19 protein-coding genes and 1 tRNA gene are annotated in these 22,261 nt (G+C 60.5%); 12 read left to right on the top strand and 8 right to left on the bottom strand.

Going from position 1 to position 22,261, the window contains the following annotated elements; genetic code table 11:
• Positions 1-14 precede the first annotated feature (14 nt).
• A tRNA-Ile gene (locus ACLEJR_RS19155) sits at positions 15-91 on the top strand.
• A 57-nt stretch (positions 92-148) separates the two neighbouring features.
• On the opposite strand, the gene ACLEJR_RS19150 is transcribed toward ACLEJR_RS19155, so the two are convergent.
• The gene (locus tag ACLEJR_RS19150) at positions 149-1,345 is read right to left on the bottom strand and encodes a type II toxin-antitoxin system HipA family toxin (RefSeq protein ID WP_440815799.1); all 1,197 of its coding nucleotides are present in this window, start codon (positions 1,343-1,345) and stop codon (positions 149-151) included.
• Positions 1,345-1,596 (bottom strand): helix-turn-helix transcriptional regulator, encoded by a 252-nt coding sequence (locus ACLEJR_RS19145; protein WP_440796389.1) that lies wholly within the window; start codon positions 1,594-1,596, stop codon positions 1,345-1,347. The genes ACLEJR_RS19150 and ACLEJR_RS19145 overlap by 1 nt, the downstream gene beginning before the upstream one ends.
• A 288-nt stretch (positions 1,597-1,884) precedes the next feature.
• Here ACLEJR_RS19145 and ACLEJR_RS19140 point away from each other — a divergent pair, with 288 nt between their 5' ends.
• Both ACLEJR_RS19140 and ACLEJR_RS19135 read left to right on the top strand, forming a co-directional pair.
• A complete protein-coding gene (locus ACLEJR_RS19140) occupies positions 1,885-4,245 on the top strand; it encodes a hypothetical protein (RefSeq protein WP_440815797.1) in 2,361 nt (786 codons plus the stop codon).
• A 35-nt stretch (positions 4,246-4,280) separates the two neighbouring features.
• Positions 4,281-4,742 (top strand): Lrp/AsnC family transcriptional regulator, encoded by a 462-nt coding sequence (locus ACLEJR_RS19135; RefSeq protein WP_440796385.1) that lies wholly within the window; start codon positions 4,281-4,283, stop codon positions 4,740-4,742.
• A gap of 49 nt (positions 4,743-4,791) precedes the next feature.
• Here the strand turns inward: ACLEJR_RS19135 and ACLEJR_RS19130 are convergent, their stop codons facing one another.
• On the bottom strand, positions 4,792-5,103 hold the full coding sequence (locus tag ACLEJR_RS19130) for an XRE family transcriptional regulator (protein ID WP_440815794.1): 312 nt from the start codon (positions 5,101-5,103) through the stop codon (positions 4,792-4,794).
• Complete coding sequence (locus ACLEJR_RS19125) at positions 5,096-5,461, bottom strand: type II toxin-antitoxin system RelE/ParE family toxin (protein WP_440815791.1); 366 nt, start codon at positions 5,459-5,461, stop codon at positions 5,096-5,098. Before ACLEJR_RS19125 ends, ACLEJR_RS19130 begins: the two co-directional genes overlap by 8 nt.
• Before the next feature lie 356 nt (positions 5,462-5,817).
• Here ACLEJR_RS19125 and ACLEJR_RS19120 point away from each other — a divergent pair, with 356 nt between their 5' ends.
• The 9 genes from ACLEJR_RS19120 (at position 5,818) to ACLEJR_RS19080 (ending at position 16,188) form a co-directional block, all read left to right on the top strand.
• Positions 5,818-7,500 (top strand): flavin monoamine oxidase family protein, encoded by a 1,683-nt coding sequence (locus ACLEJR_RS19120; protein ID WP_440815788.1) that lies wholly within the window; start codon positions 5,818-5,820, stop codon positions 7,498-7,500.
• 12 nt (positions 7,501-7,512) lie between these two features.
• The gene (locus ACLEJR_RS19115; RefSeq protein WP_440815785.1) at positions 7,513-8,307 is read left to right on the top strand and encodes a carbon-nitrogen hydrolase family protein; all 795 of its coding nucleotides are present in this window, start codon (positions 7,513-7,515) and stop codon (positions 8,305-8,307) included.
• 43 nt (positions 8,308-8,350) lie between these two features.
• Complete coding sequence (gene pqqF / locus ACLEJR_RS19110; protein ID WP_440815782.1) at positions 8,351-10,789, top strand: pyrroloquinoline quinone biosynthesis protein PqqF; 2,439 nt, start codon at positions 8,351-8,353, stop codon at positions 10,787-10,789.
• 156 nt (positions 10,790-10,945) lie between these two features.
• The gene (pqqA, locus tag ACLEJR_RS19105) at positions 10,946-11,020 is read left to right on the top strand and encodes a pyrroloquinoline quinone precursor peptide PqqA (RefSeq protein WP_003177660.1); all 75 of its coding nucleotides are present in this window, start codon (positions 10,946-10,948) and stop codon (positions 11,018-11,020) included.
• Between the two features lie 80 nt (positions 11,021-11,100).
• Positions 11,101-12,012: a pyrroloquinoline quinone biosynthesis protein PqqB gene (gene pqqB, locus ACLEJR_RS19100; RefSeq protein WP_440796373.1), complete on the top strand. Its 912-nt coding sequence runs from the start codon at positions 11,101-11,103 to the stop codon at positions 12,010-12,012.
• A 233-nt stretch (positions 12,013-12,245) separates the two neighbouring features.
• On the top strand, positions 12,246-12,998 hold the full coding sequence (gene pqqC / locus ACLEJR_RS19095; RefSeq protein WP_440815779.1) for a pyrroloquinoline-quinone synthase PqqC: 753 nt from the start codon (positions 12,246-12,248) through the stop codon (positions 12,996-12,998).
• Positions 12,995-13,270: a pyrroloquinoline quinone biosynthesis peptide chaperone PqqD gene (gene pqqD / locus ACLEJR_RS19090; RefSeq protein WP_053125968.1), complete on the top strand. Its 276-nt coding sequence runs from the start codon at positions 12,995-12,997 to the stop codon at positions 13,268-13,270. The genes pqqC and pqqD overlap by 4 nt, the downstream gene beginning before the upstream one ends.
• Complete coding sequence (gene pqqE, locus ACLEJR_RS19085) at positions 13,251-14,393, top strand: pyrroloquinoline quinone biosynthesis protein PqqE (protein WP_440815863.1); 1,143 nt, start codon at positions 13,251-13,253, stop codon at positions 14,391-14,393. The genes pqqD and pqqE overlap by 20 nt, the downstream gene beginning before the upstream one ends.
• Positions 14,359-16,188 carry an alpha/beta hydrolase family protein gene (locus tag ACLEJR_RS19080; RefSeq protein ID WP_440815777.1) on the top strand — a complete coding sequence of 610 codons (1,830 nt, stop codon included), beginning with the start codon at positions 14,359-14,361 and terminating at the stop codon, positions 16,186-16,188. Before pqqE ends, ACLEJR_RS19080 begins: the two co-directional genes overlap by 35 nt.
• A gap of 130 nt (positions 16,189-16,318) precedes the next feature.
• Here the strand turns inward: ACLEJR_RS19080 and ACLEJR_RS19075 are convergent, their stop codons facing one another.
• From ACLEJR_RS19075 to ACLEJR_RS19060, 4 genes are all read right to left on the bottom strand, one after another.
• The gene (locus ACLEJR_RS19075) at positions 16,319-16,477 is read right to left on the bottom strand and encodes a YqaE/Pmp3 family membrane protein (protein ID WP_003177654.1); all 159 of its coding nucleotides are present in this window, start codon (positions 16,475-16,477) and stop codon (positions 16,319-16,321) included.
• Between the two features lie 329 nt (positions 16,478-16,806).
• Positions 16,807-18,585, bottom strand: a complete 1,779-nt coding sequence (locus ACLEJR_RS19070; protein ID WP_440796367.1) for an acyl-CoA dehydrogenase C-terminal domain-containing protein — start codon at positions 18,583-18,585, stop codon at positions 16,807-16,809.
• A gap of 276 nt (positions 18,586-18,861) precedes the next feature.
• Positions 18,862-20,658: an acyl-CoA dehydrogenase C-terminal domain-containing protein gene (locus ACLEJR_RS19065; protein WP_440815774.1), complete on the bottom strand. Its 1,797-nt coding sequence runs from the start codon at positions 20,656-20,658 to the stop codon at positions 18,862-18,864.
• A 91-nt stretch (positions 20,659-20,749) separates the two neighbouring features.
• On the bottom strand, positions 20,750-22,039 hold the full coding sequence (locus tag ACLEJR_RS19060) for a GGDEF domain-containing protein (RefSeq protein WP_440796364.1): 1,290 nt from the start codon (positions 22,037-22,039) through the stop codon (positions 20,750-20,752).
• Positions 22,040-22,261: the final 222 nt, after the last annotated feature.

The following is a 22,261-nucleotide window of genomic DNA, read 5'->3' as shown; positions in this document are numbered from 1 at the left end:
CCGCGACCTACTGAGGGCCTATAGCTCAGTTGGTTAGAGCAGAGGACTCATAATCCTTTGGTCCACGGTTCGAGTCCGTGTGGGCCCACCATACTCAAAGCCGCGCACTGCGCGGCTTTTGTGTTTACGAGTGGCGAAAATATGTGCGCTAGCCAAAGGTTTTCAAAAATGGCTCGGCGCAGCGTCTTATTGCCGATACCACATGTGGCGCATGCTCACACTGCTCAGTCGAGCGAGCCAACACTTGCTCCATTGCGTTTAACTGCAAACGGATGACCTCTTCTGGCCGGGCAATATCGCATACCGAAGCGAAATCCAGCAGCCCTTGTCGCGAGGCGAAAAATGACTTGTTACCAATAAGGTCAAGCGCCAGTACATCTTTCGGGATGTAAGCTGTTGTATTGACGATGTCGTAGGCAGGCGCCAGCCGCGCATCGCGTTGAGTAGGGTCGGAATACAGTAGCCCAAAGTTCTTCAAGTGGGCGTCGCCGTTCCCGACAATGCAGCTCAGGGTCACGGTGGCAAATAGCTGGGCCAGCGAATCCGGCACGTGTTCAGTCGCACAAAACAGACGGATCGCCTTCGCGATGGCTGAATAGCTCTTGCTGTATTTTTGATCCGCTGAAAGTCCCATCAATGCAGCCATGTCTTCGAAACCGAGGGGGTTGAGCTGCTCATCCCTATCAAAGCGACGCATAACGAACAGTTTGAGATTGTCGGAAAGATAGAACTCAGGCACAGCAATCCCGGCTTCCCGGGCGATTGACATGCAAATGAACTCGTTGATCGCCAGGCCTGGAAACTCGTCTCTTCCGCTCTTGATAATCAGGTCGGAGGTTTTCGAGGTAAACCTCTGCGGCGCGGATGCCTGATGCTCCGGCACAAGGACCTTGGGCTGCACGCCCGATATCCCTGCACGCAAAATATAGCGATCCACCAAGTCGGCAAAAATATCCTGTGCGCCGTCCCAAGCCAGGATTTCTTCCAGCGTTTCTCCGGGAAACTGTTGACGCAGCAACAGCGCATCGACCTCCGGCGAGCTAACAGCTACTCGCCCGATAGGTGAACTGCTGCCAGACAATGCAAGTAAAAACATAGGGTCCACGTTCGCCAATTTAGCCAAACGGTTGCGCAATTGCTCCAGCACATAACCTTCCGGCAGGTTCATCTGAAAGATCGGGTGCAGCTCCCGATGCCGGTATTCATCCAGGCGAACAGGCATGAGCAGGCTGACCGCTGCCTGTGCGTTAGCCTCCTCGTTATAGCGGAACCGATAATCTGCGGAACTACGGAGGATCTTCCCGGCGCTTCCTTCGGGTGTTAGAACCTGCAGCACTGTTGTCATCAGTCGAAGACTCCCTGGATTTCGTCCAGCGTCGGCATCGCAGCGGGCACCACCACCAATTCACAGTCCAAAGCTCCCAGAACCCGTGCATAGGCTGTCATTCCTACTGACAGAGCCCCTTGTTCAATGGCGATCACCTTCTGTCGAGTAATTCCAGCCAAAGCAGCGAGACGTGCCTGCGTCAGGCCACGGTTCAGGCGCCGCTGGCGAATTTGCTCACCCAGACGGGTTGTAATTAATGAATAGTCCATGTCTCGTATACGCAACTATGCTGTTGAAATGTAACGTATACCTAACATCAAAATAATCAAGAGCCTTTTCAAGTTTTTCAGCCACGGCCACACCGCTGTTCGATGAATTTATTAAGAATTGGATGAGCAAAGCGTAACGGCACCGGAGGTGGCGCAATATAAAAGACGGTACAGTGACCGTTTTCAGCTATCGCTGATTCAACAACCCATTACGAGACTCCCATCATCGCCAGCCCCAGCCTGCCCCGCCTGTTTCTCGATCTGTTCTGGCAACTCGGCATCCTGCTCGTGCCGACTTTTCTCGTCACGGTAATGCCGCCCGCGCTGGCGCTGCTGACAGTCCTGCTCTTGGCAGTGCTGATGGGCCTGGCGGCCCGCTTTGGCTTCTTATCCACAGGCCGAGGGTTGGCCCGGCTGATGGTCGGTGCGGTGTTTGGCCTGGGGTTCAGCCTGGGTCGGGCGTTGCCGGATTGGTGGGGTATCATCGCGGCCATCGTCGCCATCTTTGGCGGGCTCGCCTGCGTCAGTGCCTGGGAGCGGCGTCTGGGTCTGGCGCCCCTTTCCGTCAAGGGCGCCAGTGCCTGGGGCGGAAGCGAGCCGCAATTCACCCCGGAAGGCGAGCCGATCCGGGTGTTCAATCACAGCGAGATCGCCATGGGCGGTCCGACTTATTGCGACTACCTGTTTCCTGACGGTGTGCTCCTGCAAGGGCTCGGCTCCTCGGCATTGTTTTCCGAGGATGGTCGTTACTTTGCCGCGACGGTGCCGTCCCGGCAGAGCTGGGGTCTGGTGGTTCTCGATCGTGAGCAGCGTCGGCTGTACCGCTGCATCGATAGCGAATTGTGGGAGTTGGATGCATTCGATCTCAACGGTTTGAACGGGCGCCACAGTCCATTGGTGGATGACAGTGTCCGCCAGATCCGCCTCGATGAACTGCTGCGATCCGCCAGTGCCGTTGACTTGGTACCTGTCGCCGACCTGTGGCTAGAACCTGATTGGCGTTCCGACCCTGTCCAGCACACCTTTGAACGGCGCTCCGCCGACGGCCAACAGCGCCTGGTGGGCGACATTTCACTGCCCTCGACCTTCAGAGACCTGGCCCAGCCATTGGCTCCGCTGCTGTCGCCGCGCTATACCGTCAGCATCAACGGGCAGCCGTCCGGCCTGTTGATGGCCGCGGATGCGCCGCTGGTGTGGAGTACCAATCAATGTGCGCTGGTGTGCCTGGCCCGAGAGCAGGACAGCGACGAAGGCGGCGACCTGTACTGGCTGTGGCAACTCGACAAAGGCTGGCGCATGCTGCCCTCGCCCTGGGTGAAGCGTGACGCCGAACCGTCGTTCTATTGGCATGAACTGTTGCGCTTCGACGCCGGCCATGTGCATTTCGGCGCGTACCTCGACTACCCGCGCCCGAGCAGCGGCCGCTACGGTTACCGGCTGGACAGTATCCACAGCGATACCGAAACCCAGGTCGGGCATGACGCCCAGGGGCGCGTGCAGGTTGGCGAGTTTCAACTGACCCGGATGGCAATCGTGATGCCGCTGGATAGCGAGGGCCTGCGTGGCGACTCGCATATCGAGACGCAACCGCTAATCGGCGGCGTGCCGGCTCACCTATCCTGGCTGACCGACAACGCTGGAGGCCTTGGCGCTTATCGCTGCCAGATCGGGGACTGGCAACTGCCGGGATGCTGGCTGTTGGACCATCGGGTTTCCGATTGCGGGCGATATCTGGCGCTACTGCCTTACGCCGACTCAATGATCGTCGCCTCCCACGCCGTTATCGCCGATGTACAGCAACGGCGCTTGCTGGAAGGGCCAGCGATGTGGGTAGCGCGGATCCTGGATTTTCGTGCTGGCCGGCTGAGTCTTGCGGTGGTTGCGGGCCGTCTCGATCAGGCACTGGAAAGCACCGCGCTGCAACGCTTCAATGTCGCAGCGCCGACCGCCAGTGATCCTTCATTCTTTGATCCCAGCGAACAATACCGGCTGTTCTATGACACTGTGGAGTTACAGGTCACCGACTCACAACTGCACGTCGTCCCCCCTTGGCGCCTGGTGGATCGCCCGCAAGCGGCCATCGCCGAAGGTGATTTCATCCAGCCTGCGCCGGGCGATCAGGACGCCGCCTGGTTGTTCGGCAGCAAGACGGAATATGCCGACAGCTGGGTGCGGGCGAGCAGCCCACGGCTCGGCGGCTATCTACTGACCGCGTCCGGCTGTGCCTTGAACGACTTGGCGCCGTCGATGATCTGGTCGGCGGATGGCCGTTACCTGGCCCTGACCCGTATGGTGATCGATGCGACGCAACTGTGTGGAAGCTATCGAGGCTGGCAACTGTTGCTGCTCGACGTTCGCGAGCATACGTTGCGAGTCCCTGCGCAATGGCTGGGCAATCGTCCGCAGTATGAGAGCTTCGCCGCCGAACAACTGAGAGTGCGTTGTTTTGAGCGCGATTGGGAGGCTGAGGACGACGATGACAAAGGCTCAGTCCAGTCGTTTTCCCTGGACCTGCTTCTACAGTTACCCGCAGAACAACTCGTCTACCGGGACGGTCTCTGGTTCGTTCCTGCACAACTGCATCTGGCGCTAGCCTGGCAGGCTCTGACTTTACCTTCCGTTAGCTGTTTCAAGCGCAGGAGCCTGTAACATGGCCGCCACCCAAGCCCACGCCGGAGCCCACCGTGCCTGATCCCCGCCCTCCCGTCCTCGACGAAATCGATCGCCAGTTGATCGCAGCCCTGCAAATCAACGCCCGGGAAAGCGTCGCCATGCTGGCCCGACAACTGGGCATCGCCCGCACCACCGTGACCTCGCGCCTGGCGCGGCTAGAAAAAACCAAGGTCATCACCGGCTACGGCGTGCGCCTGGGGCAACGGGTGATCGATGGCGGCCTGCAAGCCTACGTCGGCATCACCGTCCAACCGCGCTCTGGCAAGGACGTACTGCGCCGCTTGAGTGCCATGGCCCAGGTCCAGCAGCTGTGCGCAGTCAGCGGCGAGTTCGATTACGTGGCCTGGCTGCGCACCGACTCGCCGGAACAACTGGACCAGCTGCTCGACCAGATCGGCAGCGTGGACGGCGTGGAAAAGACCACCACCTCGATCATCCTCAGCAGCAAGATCGATCGGGGGCAACCGGTCTAGAGCCCAAGCGGACCACAACTGTGGGAGCGGGCTTGCTCCCACAGGATCACTACGCTTGGCGGGAGAAGTTCTCGATCCTGACCTGCCCCTCCGGAAAAGTGGCAATAATTTCCAACTCTCCGCCCATTGCGCGAATATAGTTGCGCAAAGTGCTGATATACATGTCAGTACGACGCTCCATTTTCGAAACGGCCGCCTGATTGATTTGCAGCGTCTTCGCTAACGCGTCCTGACTCAACGCCTGCGCCTGACGCAACTCGTGCAACGGCATCTCTGCCCGCAGCTTCTGATACACCGCCTGCACGCGGGCCTGGGATTTAGGCGAACGATGCGCCACCAGGTCGGCAAATTTCTTAGCCATTGTCAAAACCCTCTTTCTTCAATATTGCCAGATGCTCGTCATAGAGCCGCTCGGCAAGAGGTACATTGTCCTGATACCAGCGGGCCTGGCCGGTTTTGTCACCACCGATCAGCAGAATGGCGCAACGGCGAGGATTAAACGCATAGAGCACTCGGTAAGGCCGACCTGCGTGCTGCACCCGTAGCTCCCGAAGGTTGCCATGATTCGAGCCCTTGATACCGCTGGAGTGAGGAAACCCCAGATGCGGGCCGAAATCGCCAAGCAGCATCACTGAGACCTGTACGGAATCTTGTTCGAACTCGTCGAGGCGGTTCCACCACATCTCAAATTCATCCGTGTATTCAACGTCCCATTTCATCCAATATGCCACCCAAGATATATAACCTCAAGGGAATAACCTTAGACGCTCCGCTCGTTATTCAGTCCCTGATCGCGCGGGCAATTGTTAAAGGGGGTTTCCGCGAGGGTTCGATGTAATGCAGCCAGAATCAGTTCTGGTCGCCAATGACTGCTATACCGCTATCGCGAGCAGGCTCGCTCCCACAGGGTCCGCTTTTCGTCATTAGGAATTACCAGTACGACAAATCGACTTAAAGCACACCAAAACGACGACATATTGTGTCTTATTAACGTATTCCACACTCCCTAGAATGGCCGACATCTTTCCTATACTCAGACGCGAACGCCGCGTCGAGTCGCTCATCAAGGTCAGCCATGAACAAGCACAACCGCCACCCTGCAGACGGCAAGAAGCCCATCACCATTTTCGGGCCGGACTTTCCATTCGCTTTTGATGACTGGATCGAACATCCGGCCGGGCTGGGCAGCATCCCGGCGCATAACCATGGCGCGGAGGTGGCGATAGTCGGTGCTGGGATCGCCGGCCTGGTGGCCGCTTATGAGTTGATGAAGCTGGGCTTGAAGCCGGTGGTCTACGAAGCGTCGAAAATGGGTGGGCGCCTGCGCTCGCAGGCGTTCAATGGCGCCGAAGGGGTGATCGCCGAACTGGGCGGCATGCGTTTTCCAGTGTCGTCCACGGCGTTCTATCACTATGTCGACAAACTGGGCCTGGAGACCAAACCATTTCCCAACCCGCTGACTTCGGCTTCGGGCAGCACCGTCATCGACCTGGAAGGCCAGACCTATTACGCAGAGAAAATGACCGACCTGCCGGCGCTGTTCCAGGAAGTGGCCGAAGCCTGGGCCGATGCGCTGGAGGATCGCTCCAGTTTCAGCGAGATCCAGCAAGCGATCCGCGACCGCGACGTGCCTCGCCTCAAAGCGTTGTGGAATACCCTGGTGCCGCTGTGGGACGACCGCACGTTCTACGACTTCGTCGCCACCTCCAAGGCGTTTGCCAAGCTGTCGTTCCAGCACCGCGAAATATTCGGCCAGGTCGGTTTCGGCACCGGCGGCTGGGATTCGGACTTCCCCAATTCGATGCTGGAAATCTTCCGCGTGGTGATGACCAACTGTGACGATCACCAGCACCTGGTGGTCGGCGGCGTCGAGCAGGTGCCCCACGGCATCTGGCGACACGTGCCGGAACGCTGCGCGCACTGGCCGGAGGGCACCAGTCTGAATTCGTTGCACCAGGGCGCACCGCGCAGCGGCGTGAAGCGTATCGCACGCGCCACCGATGGCCGGTTCAGCGTGACGGATGTGTGGGACAACACCCGCGATTATGCAGCGGTGCTGGTCACTTGCCAGAGTTGGCTGTTGACCACCCAGATCGAATGCGAAGAGGCATTGTTCTCACAGAAAATGTGGATGGCCCTGGACCGAACCCGCTACATGCAAGCATCGAAGACCTTCGTGATGGTCGACCGTCCTTTCTGGAAAGACAAGGATCCGGAAACCGGGCGCGACCTGATGAGCATGACCCTCACCGACCGACTGACCCGTGGCACTTACTTGTTCGACAACGGCGATGACAAGCCAGGTGTGATCTGCCTGTCGTACTCCTGGATGAGCGATGCGCTGAAAATGCTACCGCACCCGGTGGAAAAACGCGTGAAGCTGGCCCTCGATGCCCTGAAGAAAATCTATCCGAAAGTGGACATAGCCGCGCGGATCATCGGCGATCCGATCACCGTGTCATGGGAAGCCGACCCGCATTTCCTCGGGGCCTTCAAGGGCGCCCTGCCTGGCCACTACCGTTACAACCAGCGCATGTACGCCCATTTCATGCAGGACGACATGCCCGCCGAACAGCGCGGGATCTTTATCGCCGGCGATGACGTCTCATGGACACCCGCCTGGGTCGAGGGCGCGGTACAGACCTCACTCAACGCCGTGTGGGGAATCATGAAGCACTTCGGCGGTGAAACTCACGCCGAGAACCCGGGTCCAGGTGATGTATTCCATGAGATCGGTCCGATCGCCTTGCCCGAATAAAAGGAGTTGTCGATGCGCGTAGCCCTTTACCAATGCCCACCGCTGCCACTGGATCCGGCCGCCAACCTGCAACGCCTGCACCGGGTCGCGTTGGAGGCCAGGGGCGCCGATGTGCTGGTGCTGCCGGAGATGTTCCTGACCGGCTACAACATCGGTGTCGATGCGGTGAATGTATTGGCCGAGGTCTACAACGGCGAATGGTCCCAGCAGATCGGCCGCATCGCCAAGGCGGCAGGACTGGCGATCGTTTACGGCTACCCTGAGCGCAGCGAAGACGGGCAGGTCTTCAACTCGGTGCAATTGATCGACGCCCAGGGCGAACGCCTCGCCAATTACCGCAAGAGTCACCTGTTCGGTGACCTCGATCACGCGATGTTCAGCGCTGGCGATTCGGCGCTGCCCATCGTCGAGCTCAACGGCTGGAAGCTCGGTTTTCTGATCTGTTACGACCTGGAGTTCCCGGAAAATGCCCGACGCCTGGCCCTGGCCGGCGCCGAGCTGATCCTGGTACCGACCGCCAACATGCAGCCCTACGAGTTCATTGCCGATGTGACCGTGCGCGCCCGGGCCATCGAGAACCAATGCTTCGTCGCCTATGCCAATTACTGCGGCCATGAAGGTGAACTGTTGTATTGCGGCCAGAGCAGCATCGCCGCACCGGATGGTAGCCGCCCCGCCCTCGCCGGGTTGGATGAGGCGTTGATCGTGGGTGAACTGGACCGCCAGATGCTTGAAAACTCCCGCGCCGCCTACAACTATCTGCACGACCGTCGCCCTGCCCTCTATGGGGACCTGCACAAGCATTGAGTGAATCCGCTAGCATGGGCGCATCTCTGTTCTGGATGTGCTCATGCCGGCTCCCGATTCTCTGCGCCCCCACTCTGAAACCCTGCCCAATGGCCTGCGGATAACCCTGCGTCATGCTCCTGGCCTGAAACGCAGCGCTGCGGTACTGCGGGTGGCGGCCGGCAGCCATGACGTGCCCCTGGCCTGGCCCGGGTTAGCGCACTTTCTCGAACACCTTTTCTTCCTCGGCACCGAGCGGTTTCCTGCAGGGGAAAACCTGATGGCCTACGTGCAGCGGCACGGCGGGCAGGTCAACGCCCGCACCAGCGAGCGGACCACGGATTTCTTTTTCGAATTACCACCTGCTGCGTTCGCCGGTGGGCTGGAGCGATTGCAGGACATGCTCATCCATCCGCGCCTGGACGAAGCCGAGCAGTTGCGCGAGCGGGAAGTGTTGCACGCTGAATTCATTGCCTGGTCCCAGGATGCGGCAGCCCAGCGACAGATCGCCCTGCACGACGGACTGTCGGCAATTCACCCGCTGCGCGGTTTTCATGCAGGCAATCGCGACAGCCTCGCCATCGAACAACCGGAATTCCAGGCGGCCCTGGGCGATTTCTATCGGCGTTTTTACCAGAGCGGCCAGATGACCTTGAGCCTGGCCGGCCCGCAAAGTGTCGAGACCTTGAAAGCGCTGGCCAAACAGTTCAGCAACCACCTACCCGTGGGCGAAGCATTGGTTCAGCAATCACCCCCAAGGCTGATGGCGTCGCCCACGGCGAGCTACCAACAAACACGAGAAGGCGGACTGGACCTGCTGTTTGCCTTCGAGCAACTTCCCGCCGCCTCGCCACTGGCGTTGGAATTTCTCTGCGCGCAGTTGAACGCCAGCAAGCCGGGCGGGCTGCTCGCCACGCTGCGTGAGCGCGCCTTGGCGGGCAGCCTCACCGCCACACCACTGTACGAGTTCGCCGGGCAGGCGCTGCTGCACCTTGGGCTCAGGCTCGACAATCCCCAGGGGGCACAGGAAATCCTGCCGCTGCTCCAGGATTGGCTGGGCTTTTTCGCCGCCCAGGACGACTGGGCGCTGTTGCGCGAGGAGTTCACCGCAGTGTTGCAACGTCGTCTGGAAACCGGATCGGCATTACAACTGGCTCGCCGGGACAGTGAAGGTCGTGCCAGTGCACTGTCGGCAAACGATCTGGTACGGCTTCGGGAAATCCTCAAGCAGTTGCACCCCGCCGATTCTTTCGGCGAACAATGGCGACTGCCTGCGCCTAATCCGTTCCTGCAAACGCCGGATGAACCAACCCGTGCCGGCCTGATACGCGGCCAGACCAGCGCCCACCGTGGCTTGCGCACCTTTGCCCAGGATCGCACCCGGGGCCGACGGGAACGCTCGGCGATGCAGTTCAGCCAGACCTTGGCGAACAATTCCGGGAACAATACCGGGGAAGGCGCGATGTATCTTCGCTGGCAGTGGGCAGCCCCGGCTCCGCTGGATTTCCAGGCCAGGCTCGCGCAACACCTACAGGACCTGTTTGAAGATGCTCGCCAGGCCGGGGTGGACGTCACCTTCGAGCCATCCGGCACCCAGCACCTGCTCAAACTGGTTGGATTGCAGGCACCCATGCCGCGGGTGCTGGAGCATATCCTGATGAAGCTGGGCCAGCCGCTGCCAGTGGCTCGCCCCGATGACGAGGCGCAGCCAATGCCGATTCGACAGCTGTCGAAGGCATTGCCGAATCTCTGTCAGCGAAACGTGCAACCTTCGGCAACCGTGCTGCCTGACGACATCTGGGCAACGGCCCGGTGGGACGGGCTCGCCCTGGGCCTGTCGGCAGCGACCCAGGCGGCGATGGGCCCGGTACTGGCCCGGGTGCCCGGTATTCCCGGCCAGGAGGCCGAGCCGCTAACAGCATGTGCTCAACGTGTCTGGCATACGCTTGAAACCCAGGGCGATGAACAGGCGGTGTTGCTGTTCTGCCCTACACCAACTCAGGAACTGTCCGACGAAGCGGCCTGGCGGCTGCTGGCGCAGCTGTGCCAGACGCCGTTCTACCAGCGCCTGCGGGTCGAGTTGCAACTGGGCTATGGCGTGTTCAGCGGGTTAAAGCAGATCAGTGGCCAGACCGGCTTGCTGTTCGGTGTCCAATCCCCCAACGCTTCGGCGACGCGGTTGATCGGCCATATCGAGCAGTTCCTGGCCGAGCTACCAGAACGGCTGCACATGGACGATTCGAATCTGTTCCACGCCCGACACGCCCTCGCCAGCCAATTTTCAAGCGACACCCTGCCCCTGGCCCAGGCGGCCGAGCTGCTTTGGCACGCCAAACTGGCCGGGCGGCCGGATGACTATCTGCAGCATTTGCCCGGTGCTATCGAACAATTGGATCGCGAACTACTATTAAACGCGGCGCGTGACCTGATTAACGCCCAAGGCGGATGGTGCTGCCTGGCCAGCGAGGCGTGTCCCGGAGCCCCATGGCAAACGCCGAAATGATCGTTGCAGGCTCTGTAACGAGCTTTCTCAGAGATCACGGCCAACGAATTTGTTTAATTTAGTAACATAGTCGTCTGCGCATCTGAACATCTCCGAACGGAGGTGGACTATATGTATAGGTCCCACACGTCCAACCCCAACCAAAGGAGTATTTCCATGTCCTGGTCCAAACCCGCATATATCGACCTGCGTATCGGCTTCGAAGTCACCATGTACTTCGCCAGCCGTTGATGGTTGCAGGCAGTTAAGCACGCAGCACAACGCCTCGGTCAGCCGGGGCGTTTTTATTTCGGTTTGCAGATGGAGCGGCCATGTTCGTCCAGATTCTAGGTTCCGCCGCCGGCGGAGGCTTTCCCCAGTGGAATTGCAACTGCGCCAATTGCGCAGGCTTTCGCAACGGCAGCCTGCGGGCCCAGGCGCGTACCCAATCATCGATTGCGCTTTCCGATGATGGTGTGAACTGGGTGCTGTGCAACGCTTCTCCGGACATCCGCGCCCAACTCCAGGGTTTCGCCCCGATGCAACCCGGTCGGGCCCTGCGGGACACCGGGATTGGTGCCATCATCCTGATGGACAGCCAGATCGACCACACCACCGGCCTGCTCAGCCTGCGCGAAGGTTGCCCGCATCAGGTCTGGTGCACCGACATGGTTCATGAAGACCTGAGCACCGGTTTCCCGCTGTTCAACATGCTAACCCACTGGAACGGCGGCTTGAGCTGGAACCGCATCGAACTCGACCAGAGCTTCGCCATCCCGGCCTGCCCGAACCTGCGCTTCACCCCGTTGCCGCTGCGCAGCGCCGCGCCGCCCTATTCACCGCACCGCTTCGATCCGCACCCGGGCGACAACATCGGGCTGATCGTCGAAGACCTGCGCACCGGTGGCAAGCTGTTCTATGCTCCGGGCCTGGGCAAGGTCGACGGGCCACTGCTAGAGATCATGGCCGCCAGCGATTGCCTGTTGGTAGACGGCACGATGTGGGATGACGACGAGATGCAGCGCCGTGGTGTCGGCACCCGCACCGGTCGGGAAATGGGGCACCTGGCGCAGAACGGCCCCGGCGGGATGCTTGAGGTCCTGGAGCAACTGCCCGAGCCGCGCAAGGTCCTTATTCATATCAACAACACCAACCCGATCCTGGATGAAGACTCGCCCGAGCGGGCGGAACTTGTACGTCGAAAGATTGAAGTGGCCTACGACGGAATGAGTATTGAGTTGTAGGGAGGGCGGGATGATTGTGGGGTGTCAGTCAGAATTGATGCTGGCAGGGCTGGCCTCATCGCGAGCAGGCTCGCTCCCACAGTGATCCGGGTCGTACCGGATGCTTGTTCCACAGCAGTCCGAGTGGCATTGGATATTTCATGCAGCACCAACCCCATGTGGGAGCGAGCCTGCTCGCGATAGGGCCGCCCCTGACACCACAGAACCCCACGGGAATTGCCCGGAGAACCGCAATGACTGACACCCCTCTGTCCCCCGCCGAGTTCGAAGCGGCCTTGCGCGCCAAAGGTGCGTATTACCACATCCATCACCCGTACCACGTGGCGATGTATGAGGGCCGCGCCACTCGCGAGCAGATCCAGGGCTGGGTCGCGAACCGCTTTTACTATCAAGTGAACATCCCGCTCAAGGACGCCGCGATCCTCGCCAATTGCCCGGACCGGGAAATCCGTCGCGAGTGGATCCAGCGCCTGCTGGACCACGACGGCGCGCCCGACGAAGACGGCGGCATTGAAGCCTGGTTGCGCCTCGGCCAGGCAGTGGGCCTGGACCCCGACCAACTGCGTTCCCAGGAACTGGTACTGCCGGGTGTGCGTTTCGCGGTGGATGCCTACGTCAACTTTGCCCGCCGGGCCAGTTGGCAGGAGGCCGCCAGCAGCTCGCTGACCGAACTCTTCGCGCCGCAGATCCACCAGTCGCGGCTGGACAGTTGGCCGCAGCATTACCCGTGGATCGACCCGGCCGGCTATGAATACTTCCGTACCCGCCTGGGCCAGGCCCGGCGTGATGTCGAGCACGGGCTGGCGATTACCTTGCAGCACTACACCACCCGCCAGGGGCAAGAGCGCATGCTGGAAATCCTCCAGTTCAAGCTGGACATCCTCTGGAGCATGCTCGATGCCATGAGCATGGCCTACGAATTGAACCGCCCGCCCTATCACAGCGTGACCGCAGAACGGGTATGGCACAAAGGAATCAACTTATGAGTTTCGACCGCAGCCAAACCCCTCGCTGGCGTCCCGGCTATCGCTTCCAGTACGAACCGGCCCAAAAGGGCCACGTGCTGCTCTATCCCGAAGGCATGATCAAGCTCAACGACAGCGCTGCGCTGATCGGCGGTTTGATCGATGGCGAACGGGATGTCGCGGCCATCATCGGCGAACTGGCCAAGCAGTTTCCCGACGTGCCGGAACTCGGTGACGACATCGAGCAATTCATGGAGGTCGCCCGTGCAGAGCATTGGATCACCCTCGCCTGACAAGCCTGCGGTCGGCCTGCCGCTGTGGTTGTTGGCGGAGCTGACCTATCGCTGTCCGTTGCAGTGCCCTTACTGTTCGAACCCGCTGGACTTTGCCGAGCAGGGCAAGGAGCTGAGCACCGAACAGTGGTTCAAGGTGTTTCGCGAGGCCCGGGAAATGGGCGCCGCGCAACTGGGCTTTTCCGGTGGCGAGCCGCTGGTGCGCCAGGATCTCGCCGAACTGATCGGCGAGGCCCGCAGGCTAGGCTTCTACACCAACCTGATCACCTCCGGCATCGGCTTGACCGAACAGAAAATCAGCGACTTCAAGAAAGCCGGCCTGGATCATATCCAGATCAGTTTCCAGGCCAGCGACGAGCAGGTGAACAACCTGCTGGCCGGCTCGAAAAAAGCCTTCGCGCAAAAACTTGAAATGGCCCGGGCAGTGAAAGCCCATGGCTACCCGATGGTGCTGAACTTCGTGACCCATCGGCACAACATCGACAGGATCGACCGCATCATCGAGCTGTGCATCGCCCTTGAAGCCGACTTCGTCGAGCTCGCCACTTGCCAGTTCTACGGCTGGGCCCAGCTCAACCGCGTCGGGCTGCTGCCCACCCGCGAACAATTGGTACGCGCCGAGCGGATCACCAACGAATATCGTGCCCGGCTGGAGGCCCAAGGGCATCCGTGCAAGTTGATCTTCGTCACCCCCGACTATTACGAAGAACGCCCCAAGGCCTGCATGAACGGCTGGGGCAGTATTTTTCTGACGGTCACGCCGGACGGCACCGCGCTGCCCTGTCATGGCGCCCGACAGATGCCGGTGCAGTTTCCCAACGTGCGCGACCACAGCATGCAGCACATCTGGTACGACTCGTTCGGCTTCAATCGCTTTCGTGGCTATGACTGGATGCCCGAACCGTGCCGCTCCTGCGATGAAAAGGAAAAGGACTTCGGTGGCTGTCGCTGCCAGGCGTTCATGCTCACCGGCGACGCCAGCAACGCCGACCCGGTGTGCAGCAAATCCGAACATCACGGCGTGATTCTCCAGGCTCGCGAAGACGCCGAGCACGCCACGCAAACCATCGAACAACTGGCCTTCCGCAATGAACGAAACTCACACCTCATCGCCAAAGGCTGATCCGTTCAGCGCCGCCCAGGCCGTTGCCGCCGGCACCGACTTCGCCGAACTGCAGCTTGGGCCCCTGGGCCTGTTCTGGAACGAATACCGGCCCGAAGACGGCGCTTGCCGGATCTGGCACTGGCAAAACCACCAGGCCCGCTGCCTGACACCGGACGGTTTCAGCGCCCGCAGCCGGGTCTATGAATACGGCGGCGGATCGTTCTGCCTGAGCGACGACGGCGTGCTGTTCGTCAATGAGGCCGACCAGCAGCTGTATCACCAATCGCTGGCCGACCCGCTACCCGTGGCGCTGACCACTGGCGATTGCCGCTACGGTGACCTCAGTTTCGCCTTCGGGCAGGTGCTGGCGGTAGAGGAGCAGGCCAACCGGCATCGTCTGGTGTCGATCGGGCTGGTGGATCACCAACGGCATGTGCTGGCTGAAGGCGCGGATTTCTACGCCTCGCCTATCCTGAGCCCGGATGGGCAGCGGTTGGCCTGGGTCGAGTGGAGCCGTCCGCATCAACCGTGGACGGCAACGCGCTTGATGTTGGCCGAGCGCAATGCCTCGGGCTGGAGTGAGCCGCGCTGTGTGGCGGGCAAAGGCGATGGCGAATCCATCCAGCAGCCGCGTTTCGATGCGGCCAATCGTCTGTCTTGCCTGACGGATCGCGCAGGATACTGGCAGCCTTGGGTGGCGTCGACCAGCGGCCTGGAACCGCTGCCCGCCGCCGAGGCCGATCATGCACCCGCGCCGTGGCAACTGGGTGGCTGCACCTGGCTGCCGTTGGGCGAGCAATCCTACTTGGCGAGTTGGACCGAAGCGGGTTTTGGACGGTTGGGCCTGTGTCGCAGCGACACCGCTGGCGAGGACTTCACTGGTGCCTACAGCCGTTTTCGCAGCCTGGCGCTGGATGAGCGGTGCATTTATGCAATCGCCGCCTCGCCGACCCACCCGTCGGCCGTCATTGCCATCGAGCGCCAAAGCCATGCAATCACGGTACTGGCCGGTGGCCTCGCACCGCTGCCCATCGAGCAGATCAGCCGTCCTCGAACCCTGCGCTACCCCTCGGCATCCGAAGAGGCCCATGGATTTTTTTATCCGGCCATGAATGCTGATGCGAAACCGCCCCTGGTGGTGTTCATCCACGGCGGTCCGACCTCGGCCTGTTATCCGGTGTTCGATCCGCGTATCCAGTACTGGACCCATCGCGGCTTCGCCGTGGCCGACCTCAACTACCGAGGCAGCAGCGGCTATGGCCGGGCGTACCGGCAGGCGTTGCATTTGAATTGGGGGGTGGTGGATGTCGAGGATGCCTGTGCGGTGGTCGCCTACCTCGATGGGCAAGGTTTGATCGATGGCCGCAGTGCATTCATCCGCGGTGGCAGTGCCGGTGGATACACGACGCTATGCGCCCTGGCGTTCCACGATGTCTTCCGCGCCGGTGCCAGCCTCTACGGCGTCAGCGACCCTGTGGCCCTGGCCCGCGCGACGCACAAGTTCGAGGGCGATTACCTGGACTGGCTGATCGGCGACCCTCAGCGTGATTCCGAACGCTATCGCGCCCGCACCCCGCTGCTGCACGCCGATCAAATCCGCGTGCCGGTGATTTTCTTCCAGGGAGAGTTGGATGCCGTGGTCGTGCCGCAGCAGACCCGCGACATGGTGAGGGCGTTGGAGGACAACGGCGTTGCGGTGCAGGCGCATTACTACCCGGACGAACGCCATGGCTTTCGCAAGGCGGCGAACCAGGCTCATGCGCTGGAGCAGGAGTGGTTGTTCTATCGCAGGGTGATGGACAGCCCGCTGTAGGGCAATGAAGAACCTGTTGGAGCGAGCTTGCTCGCGATAGCGTCGGGTCTAAGCAGCCTATTTATAGACTGATACTCCGCAATCGCGAGCAAGCTCGCTCCCACAAGGATTTCTACATATTTGCGAATTTTCAGCGCTTGGCGATGATGTACACCGCATGCACGATGCCCGGGATGTAGCCCAACAGCGTCAATAGAATGTTCAGCCAGAAGGCCCCGCCGAAACCGACCTGCAGAAATACACCCAGCGGCGGTAGCAGAATGGCGATGATGATACGAATGAAATCCATGGTGGGCTCCTGATGGGCGATGGCTGCATTGCCATATAGCTCATTGACCCGTGACCGCTCGTCAGGGTTCAACGGCCATCAGTAGAAGAAACAGACCTGGGTTGAAAAAACGCAGACAAAAGAAAACCCCGCCGAAGCGGGGCTTTGCAGACTGTTTCCCTGACATCCATTTCACTCCGCCTTCCTGGCAGAATCCTACGTGTCCGTGTTGTTGCTTATGCGCATCCTGCGCGACGTCCATGTGCAGTAGATTAGCCGTGGATCCAATCTGTCGGTAGAGGGAAAACGCCAGCACGTCATGTAAGCAAATGCTTACATGACGCCATGTATCAAAACTGAGCGGCGTCCAGCAGGAACAGCGACTCGCTGCCCGCCTTCACCGAAGCGCTCAAGGAATGGATGCGTGGCAGCAGGCGAGCAAAGTAGAAACGTGCGGTTCCCAGCTTGCTTGCGTAGAAGTCATCCTGGCTTTCCTTGCCCAAGGCAGCTTTGGCCATCAGGGCCCACATGTAGGCATAAGCGGTGTAGCCGAACACCTGGAGATATTCCACCGAGGCCGCGCCGATTTCGTTCGGGTTGGTCTTCGCCCGGTCCAACAGCCATTCGGTCAGCTCATCCAGCGTACCGACGGCCTGGTTCAATGGCTGGGTAAATTCCGCCAGGTCGCTGCTCGCGGTGCCGGTGAAATGGCGAATCTCATCGGCGAACAATTTATAGAACGCCCCGCCGCTGCCGACGATCTTGCGCCCCACCAGGTCCAGCGCCTGGATGCCGTTGGTGCCTTCGTAGATCTGGGTGATGCGTACGTCACGCACCAGTTGCTCCTGGCCCCATTCACGGATGTAGCCATGGCCGCCGAAAATCTGCTGGCCATGGACGGTGGTTTCCAGGCCCAGGTCGGTCAGGAACGCCTTCGCCACCGGCGTCAGCAACGCCACCAGATCTTCGGCGCGCTTGCGCGTGGCCGCGTCCTCACTGAACTTGGCGGTGTCCAGTTGCATTGCCACGTAGGTGGAAAATGCCCGACCGCCCTCGTTCGAGGCTTTCATGGTCAGCAGCATCCGGCGCACGTCTGGGTGGACAATGATCGGGTCGGCGACCTTGTCCTTGTTCTGCGCACCGGTCGGCGAACGGCTCTGCAGGCGATCACGAGCGTATTCGATGGCGTTCTGGTAGGAACGCTCGCCGGTGGCCAGGCCCTGGATGCCGACACCCAGACGCTCATAGTTCATCATGGTGAACATGGCCGCCAGACCCTTGTTCGGCTCACCGACCAGATAACCTACGGCTTCGTCAAAATTCATTACGCAGGTGGCGGACGCCTGGATGCCCATCTTGTGTTCGATCGAGCCGCAGTTGGCCGCGTTACGTGCGCCCAGGCTACCGTCGGCATTGACCAGGAACTTGGGCACCAGGAACAGTGAGATACCTTTCGGACCGGCCGGCGCATCCGGCAGCTTCGCCAGCACCAGGTGAATGATGTTCTCGGTGAGGTCGTGTTCGCCGCCGGTGATGAAAATCTTGGTACCGCTGACCTTGTAGGAACCGTCGGCCTGGGGTTCGGCCTTGGTGCGAATGATCCCCAGGTCGGTCCCGGCATGCGGTTCGGTCAGGCACATGGAGCCTGCCCAGACACCGGCGTACATGTTCGGCAAGTACGCAGCCTTCAGCTCTTCGCTGGCGTGGGCATTGATCGACAGGCAAGCCCCGGCGGTCAGCATCGGATACAGGCCGAAGGACAGGCTGGCGGAGTTGACCATTTCCTCGACCTGGGCGGAAACAGCCTTGGGCATGCCCATGCCGCCATAGGCTGGGTCGCCGCCGACACCGACCCAACCGCCTTCAGCGTAAGTCTTGTAGGCCTGTGGGAAACCTGCCGGCGTGGTGACGGCGCCGTCGGCCCAGTGGCAACCTTCTTCATCAGCGGCACGGCTGAGGGGCGCGATACTCTTGCTGGTGACCTTGCCGGCTTCTTCAAGGATCGCTTCAACGGTTTCAGCGTCTACGGATTCAGCCAGCGCCGGCAGTTCGGCCCATAGTTTCGCGACCTCGAATACTTCATTGAGGACGAAGCGCATATCGCGCAGGGGCGCTTTGTAGTCAGCCATGGCAAACCTCGCAGGATCTAAACAATTGGTTCGTAGGAAATGGTTCTAGCAATGCCTGAAGTGTACCTCAACAACTTTTACGACACATAGGGTCAACCCGTGACCTTTTTGTTATTTTTAGTCACACAGGAAGCCCACACGAACACTGTGGCGAGGGAGCTTTGTTCCCGTTCGATTGCGCAGAATCGCAAAACATGGGGCCGCTTCGCCCGAAGCGTCGGACCGTCCCAGCGGGAGCAAGCTTCCTCGCCACAGATTTTGTGTTTCAACCGCTAATTATAGGGCGAACAACTCCGCCGGCAGCTTCATCAGGCAATCACTCCCCGCCTCGACAGCGGCACGATGGGCGGCAGTACGCGGCAGCAGACGCTTGAAGTAAAACTCGCAGGTCGCCAGCTTGCCACGACAGAAATCCTCGTCACCGTTGCCGCCGTCGAGTTGCGCCTGTGCCACCAATGCCATGCGCAGCCACAGGTACGCGAGGATGATGTAACCGCTGTACATCAGGTAATCCACCGAGGCGGCGCCCACTTCGTCCGGGTTCTTCATGGCGGCCATGCCCACCCGGGTGGTCAGTTCGCCCCATTGCTGGTTGAGCTCATCCAACTGCGCGAGGTATTCCTTGAGCTGCGGATGCCCGGCGTTGGCGGCGCAGAACTTGTGGACAATCCTGGTGAAGCCACGCAGCAACTTGCCCTGGCTGCCCAGGACTTTGCGCCCCAGCAGATCCAGGGCCTGGATGCCATTAGTCCCTTCATAGATCGGCGCGATGCGACAGTCTCGTACCAACTGCTCCATGCCCCATTCGCGAATGAAACCGTGCCCGCCAAACACCTGCATGCCGTGGTTGGTCACCTCAAGCCCGGTGTCGGTCATGAAGGCTTTGCAAATTGGCGTCAGGAAGGCCAACAGGTCCTCGGCTTCCTGGCGGGCACTCTCATCCGTGCTCAGGTGCGCGGTATCCAGCAACTGCGCGGTGAAATAGGTCAGCGCCCGGTTGCCTTCGTTGAAGGCCTTCATGGTCAGCAACATCCTGCGCACGTCGGGATGGACGATGATCGGGTCGGCGACTTTTTCCGGCGCCTTGGGCCCGGTCAGCGAGCGCATCTGCAAGCGATCGTTGGCGTATCGAATGGCTCCCTGGAAGCTCGCTTCTCCAAGACACAGTCCCTGCATGCCGGTGCCGAGCCGGGCGTGGTTCATCATGGTGAACATGCAGTTGAGGCCTTTGTTCGGCTCGCCGATCAGGAAGCCCTTGGCACCGTCGAAGTTCAGCACGCAGGTAGCCGACGCCTTGATGCCCATCTTGTGTTCGATCGAGCCGCAGCTCACCCCATTGCGCGCTCCAGCTTCACCGCGGGTGTCGGGCAGGAACTTGGGCACGATGAACAACGAAATACCCTTGGTCCCGGCGGGCGCGTCCGGCAGTTTGGCAAGTACCAGATGGATGATGTTCTCGCTCAGGTCGTGCTCACCGGCGGAGATGAAAATCTTGCTGCCGCTGATCGCGTAAGTGCCGTCGGCCTGAGGCACCGCGCGGGTCTTGATGATCCCCAGGTCAGTGCCGCAATGGGCTTCGGTCAGGCACATGGTGCCCGTCCATTGGCCGGCGGTGAGCTTGCTCAGATAGGTCTGTTTCTGTTCTTCGGTGCCGTGGGCATGAATGGCCGACATTGCGCCGTGGGTCAGGCCAGGGTACATGCCCCATGAGGTGTTGCTGGAGCCGATCATTTCGCTGATGACCAGTCCCAGCGAGCTGGGCAGGCCCTGGCCGCCATACCTGGGATCCGCCGCCAGCCCGTGCCAGCCGCCTTCCACGTATTGTGCGAAAGCCTGCTTGAAACCTGTAGGTGTGGTCACCACGCCGTTGTCGAAATGACAGCCCTGCTCGTCACCGGAACGATTGAGCGGCGCCAGCACGTTCTCGCAGAATCGTGCGCCTTCCTCGAGAATCGCGCTGACCATGTCCGGGCTGGCATCGCCGGCGCCCAGCTCGGCATAACGGCCATGGAAATCGAAGACATGATCGATCAGAAAGCGCATGTCGCGCAGCGGGGCTTTGTACTCGGGCATGGTGGTTTTCTCCGGTAGCAGATCGTTGCAACCTACTGCCGGCCCTCGACGCTCACAATCACTGTCGAGTCGCTGAATGCGCCATCATCACTCAACCCGCTGCGGCCTCCATGCGCACCGCGCCGCGTCGGGTCTGTCCAAAGGCAACCACACAGTTGCGCCCTGCGCCCTTGGCGTTATAGAGGGCCTGGTCGGCGGACTTGAGCACTTCTTCGGGGGTGCGTTGCTCCAGGCGTTCGGCCACGCCGATGCTGACTGTCACCGATACGCTGGAGGCACCGGCCCCGGAACGACGCTGGCGGCCTTGTTGATCATCCTGGGGACGACTGTCGGGATTGCGCAACTGAATGGCGTAGGTTTCGATGGACTGTCGGATGACCTCCAGATGAGGCATGCATTCATCAATGGTCTTGCCGGCAAATACCAAGGCAAATTCTTCACCGCCATAGCGATACGCCCTACCGCCACCGCCGATTTTGGACAATTTGCTCGCCACCAGGCGCAGCACCTGGTCGCCCACGTCGTGGCCGTGGGTGTCGTTGAATTTCTTGAAATGGTCCACGTCGCTCATCGCCAACACGTAATTGCGCCCCAGGCGCTGCATGCGTTCATTCAGCGCCCGACGTCCCGGCAGGCCAGTGAGTTCATCACGAAATGCCATCTGATAGGCCTCGTGGGCAACCGCCGCGGCGATCATCAGCATCACCTGACTGCACATGATGTTCAGGGTGAACGGAAGGATGAAGGTTTTCGGCAGCATCCAGAACAATCCAAGCAGCCCCACTAGCTGCGCCGCGTGCAGGGGCCGCGGGTTGCGCCAGTATTGCCAGGCCAGCAGCAGGAAGGCGGCGGCGAACATCGGGTAGGACAACTGGATCAGGCTCATCCAGGCGCCGTGCAACGCAGGCCAACGGATCTCCGAAAGCCATAACAGCAACGCTTGGGGAAAACTCTGCTCCAGGGCCAGTGCGACACTGCCGAACACCAGCAACACCGCGAACCGAGCCACCATGTCCTGGAACAGATGCGTGCGCTCTTGCCACGCGGCAAACAATCCGAACAGCAATGGCAGCAGCAGGCAGACGAGGTGGAACACCACGGCGGCGTCTTCGCGCACCTTGCCGTTATCGCGGTAAAAGTCAGTCTGGGTGTCCAGCAAGAAGTAGGCGATGTACACCGTGACCATCAGAAACAGCTCACGCTGGCGTCGGTAGACCGCGCAATACGCCCCGCCCAATAGCAATACCAGGGTGGGCAGGACATTGAACAACGAGGTGAAGAAAACGTTGAGATCCTTGACGTAGGCAGCCGCAAGCCCCGACAGCAATAGCAACATCGACGGTAGGAAATGGCTGAAACGTACAGCGGAAGAACGCGGCAAGGGTAAAAGCTCCAACCCGGCTGATCAAAGATGGCATTGTGCCTGCTAACAGTGCAATAAGGCACGGAAGATGTGACAGATGTCACACTGCCATCGTTGTAACGGCAGGGAAGAAGGTTTGCTTAGGGGCTGGCTGGATGAATATTGTTTCAGGATCGCCTCTGATCCTCTGTGGGAGCGAGCTTGCTCGCGATGGCGTTTGTTCAGCCAGCACCTCCATGG

The organism is Pseudomonas sp. SMN5 (assembly GCF_052041925.1).
Classification (GTDB): Bacteria; Pseudomonadota; Gammaproteobacteria; order Pseudomonadales; family Pseudomonadaceae; genus Aquipseudomonas.
This window is presented reverse-complemented; position numbering and strand designations above follow the sequence as displayed.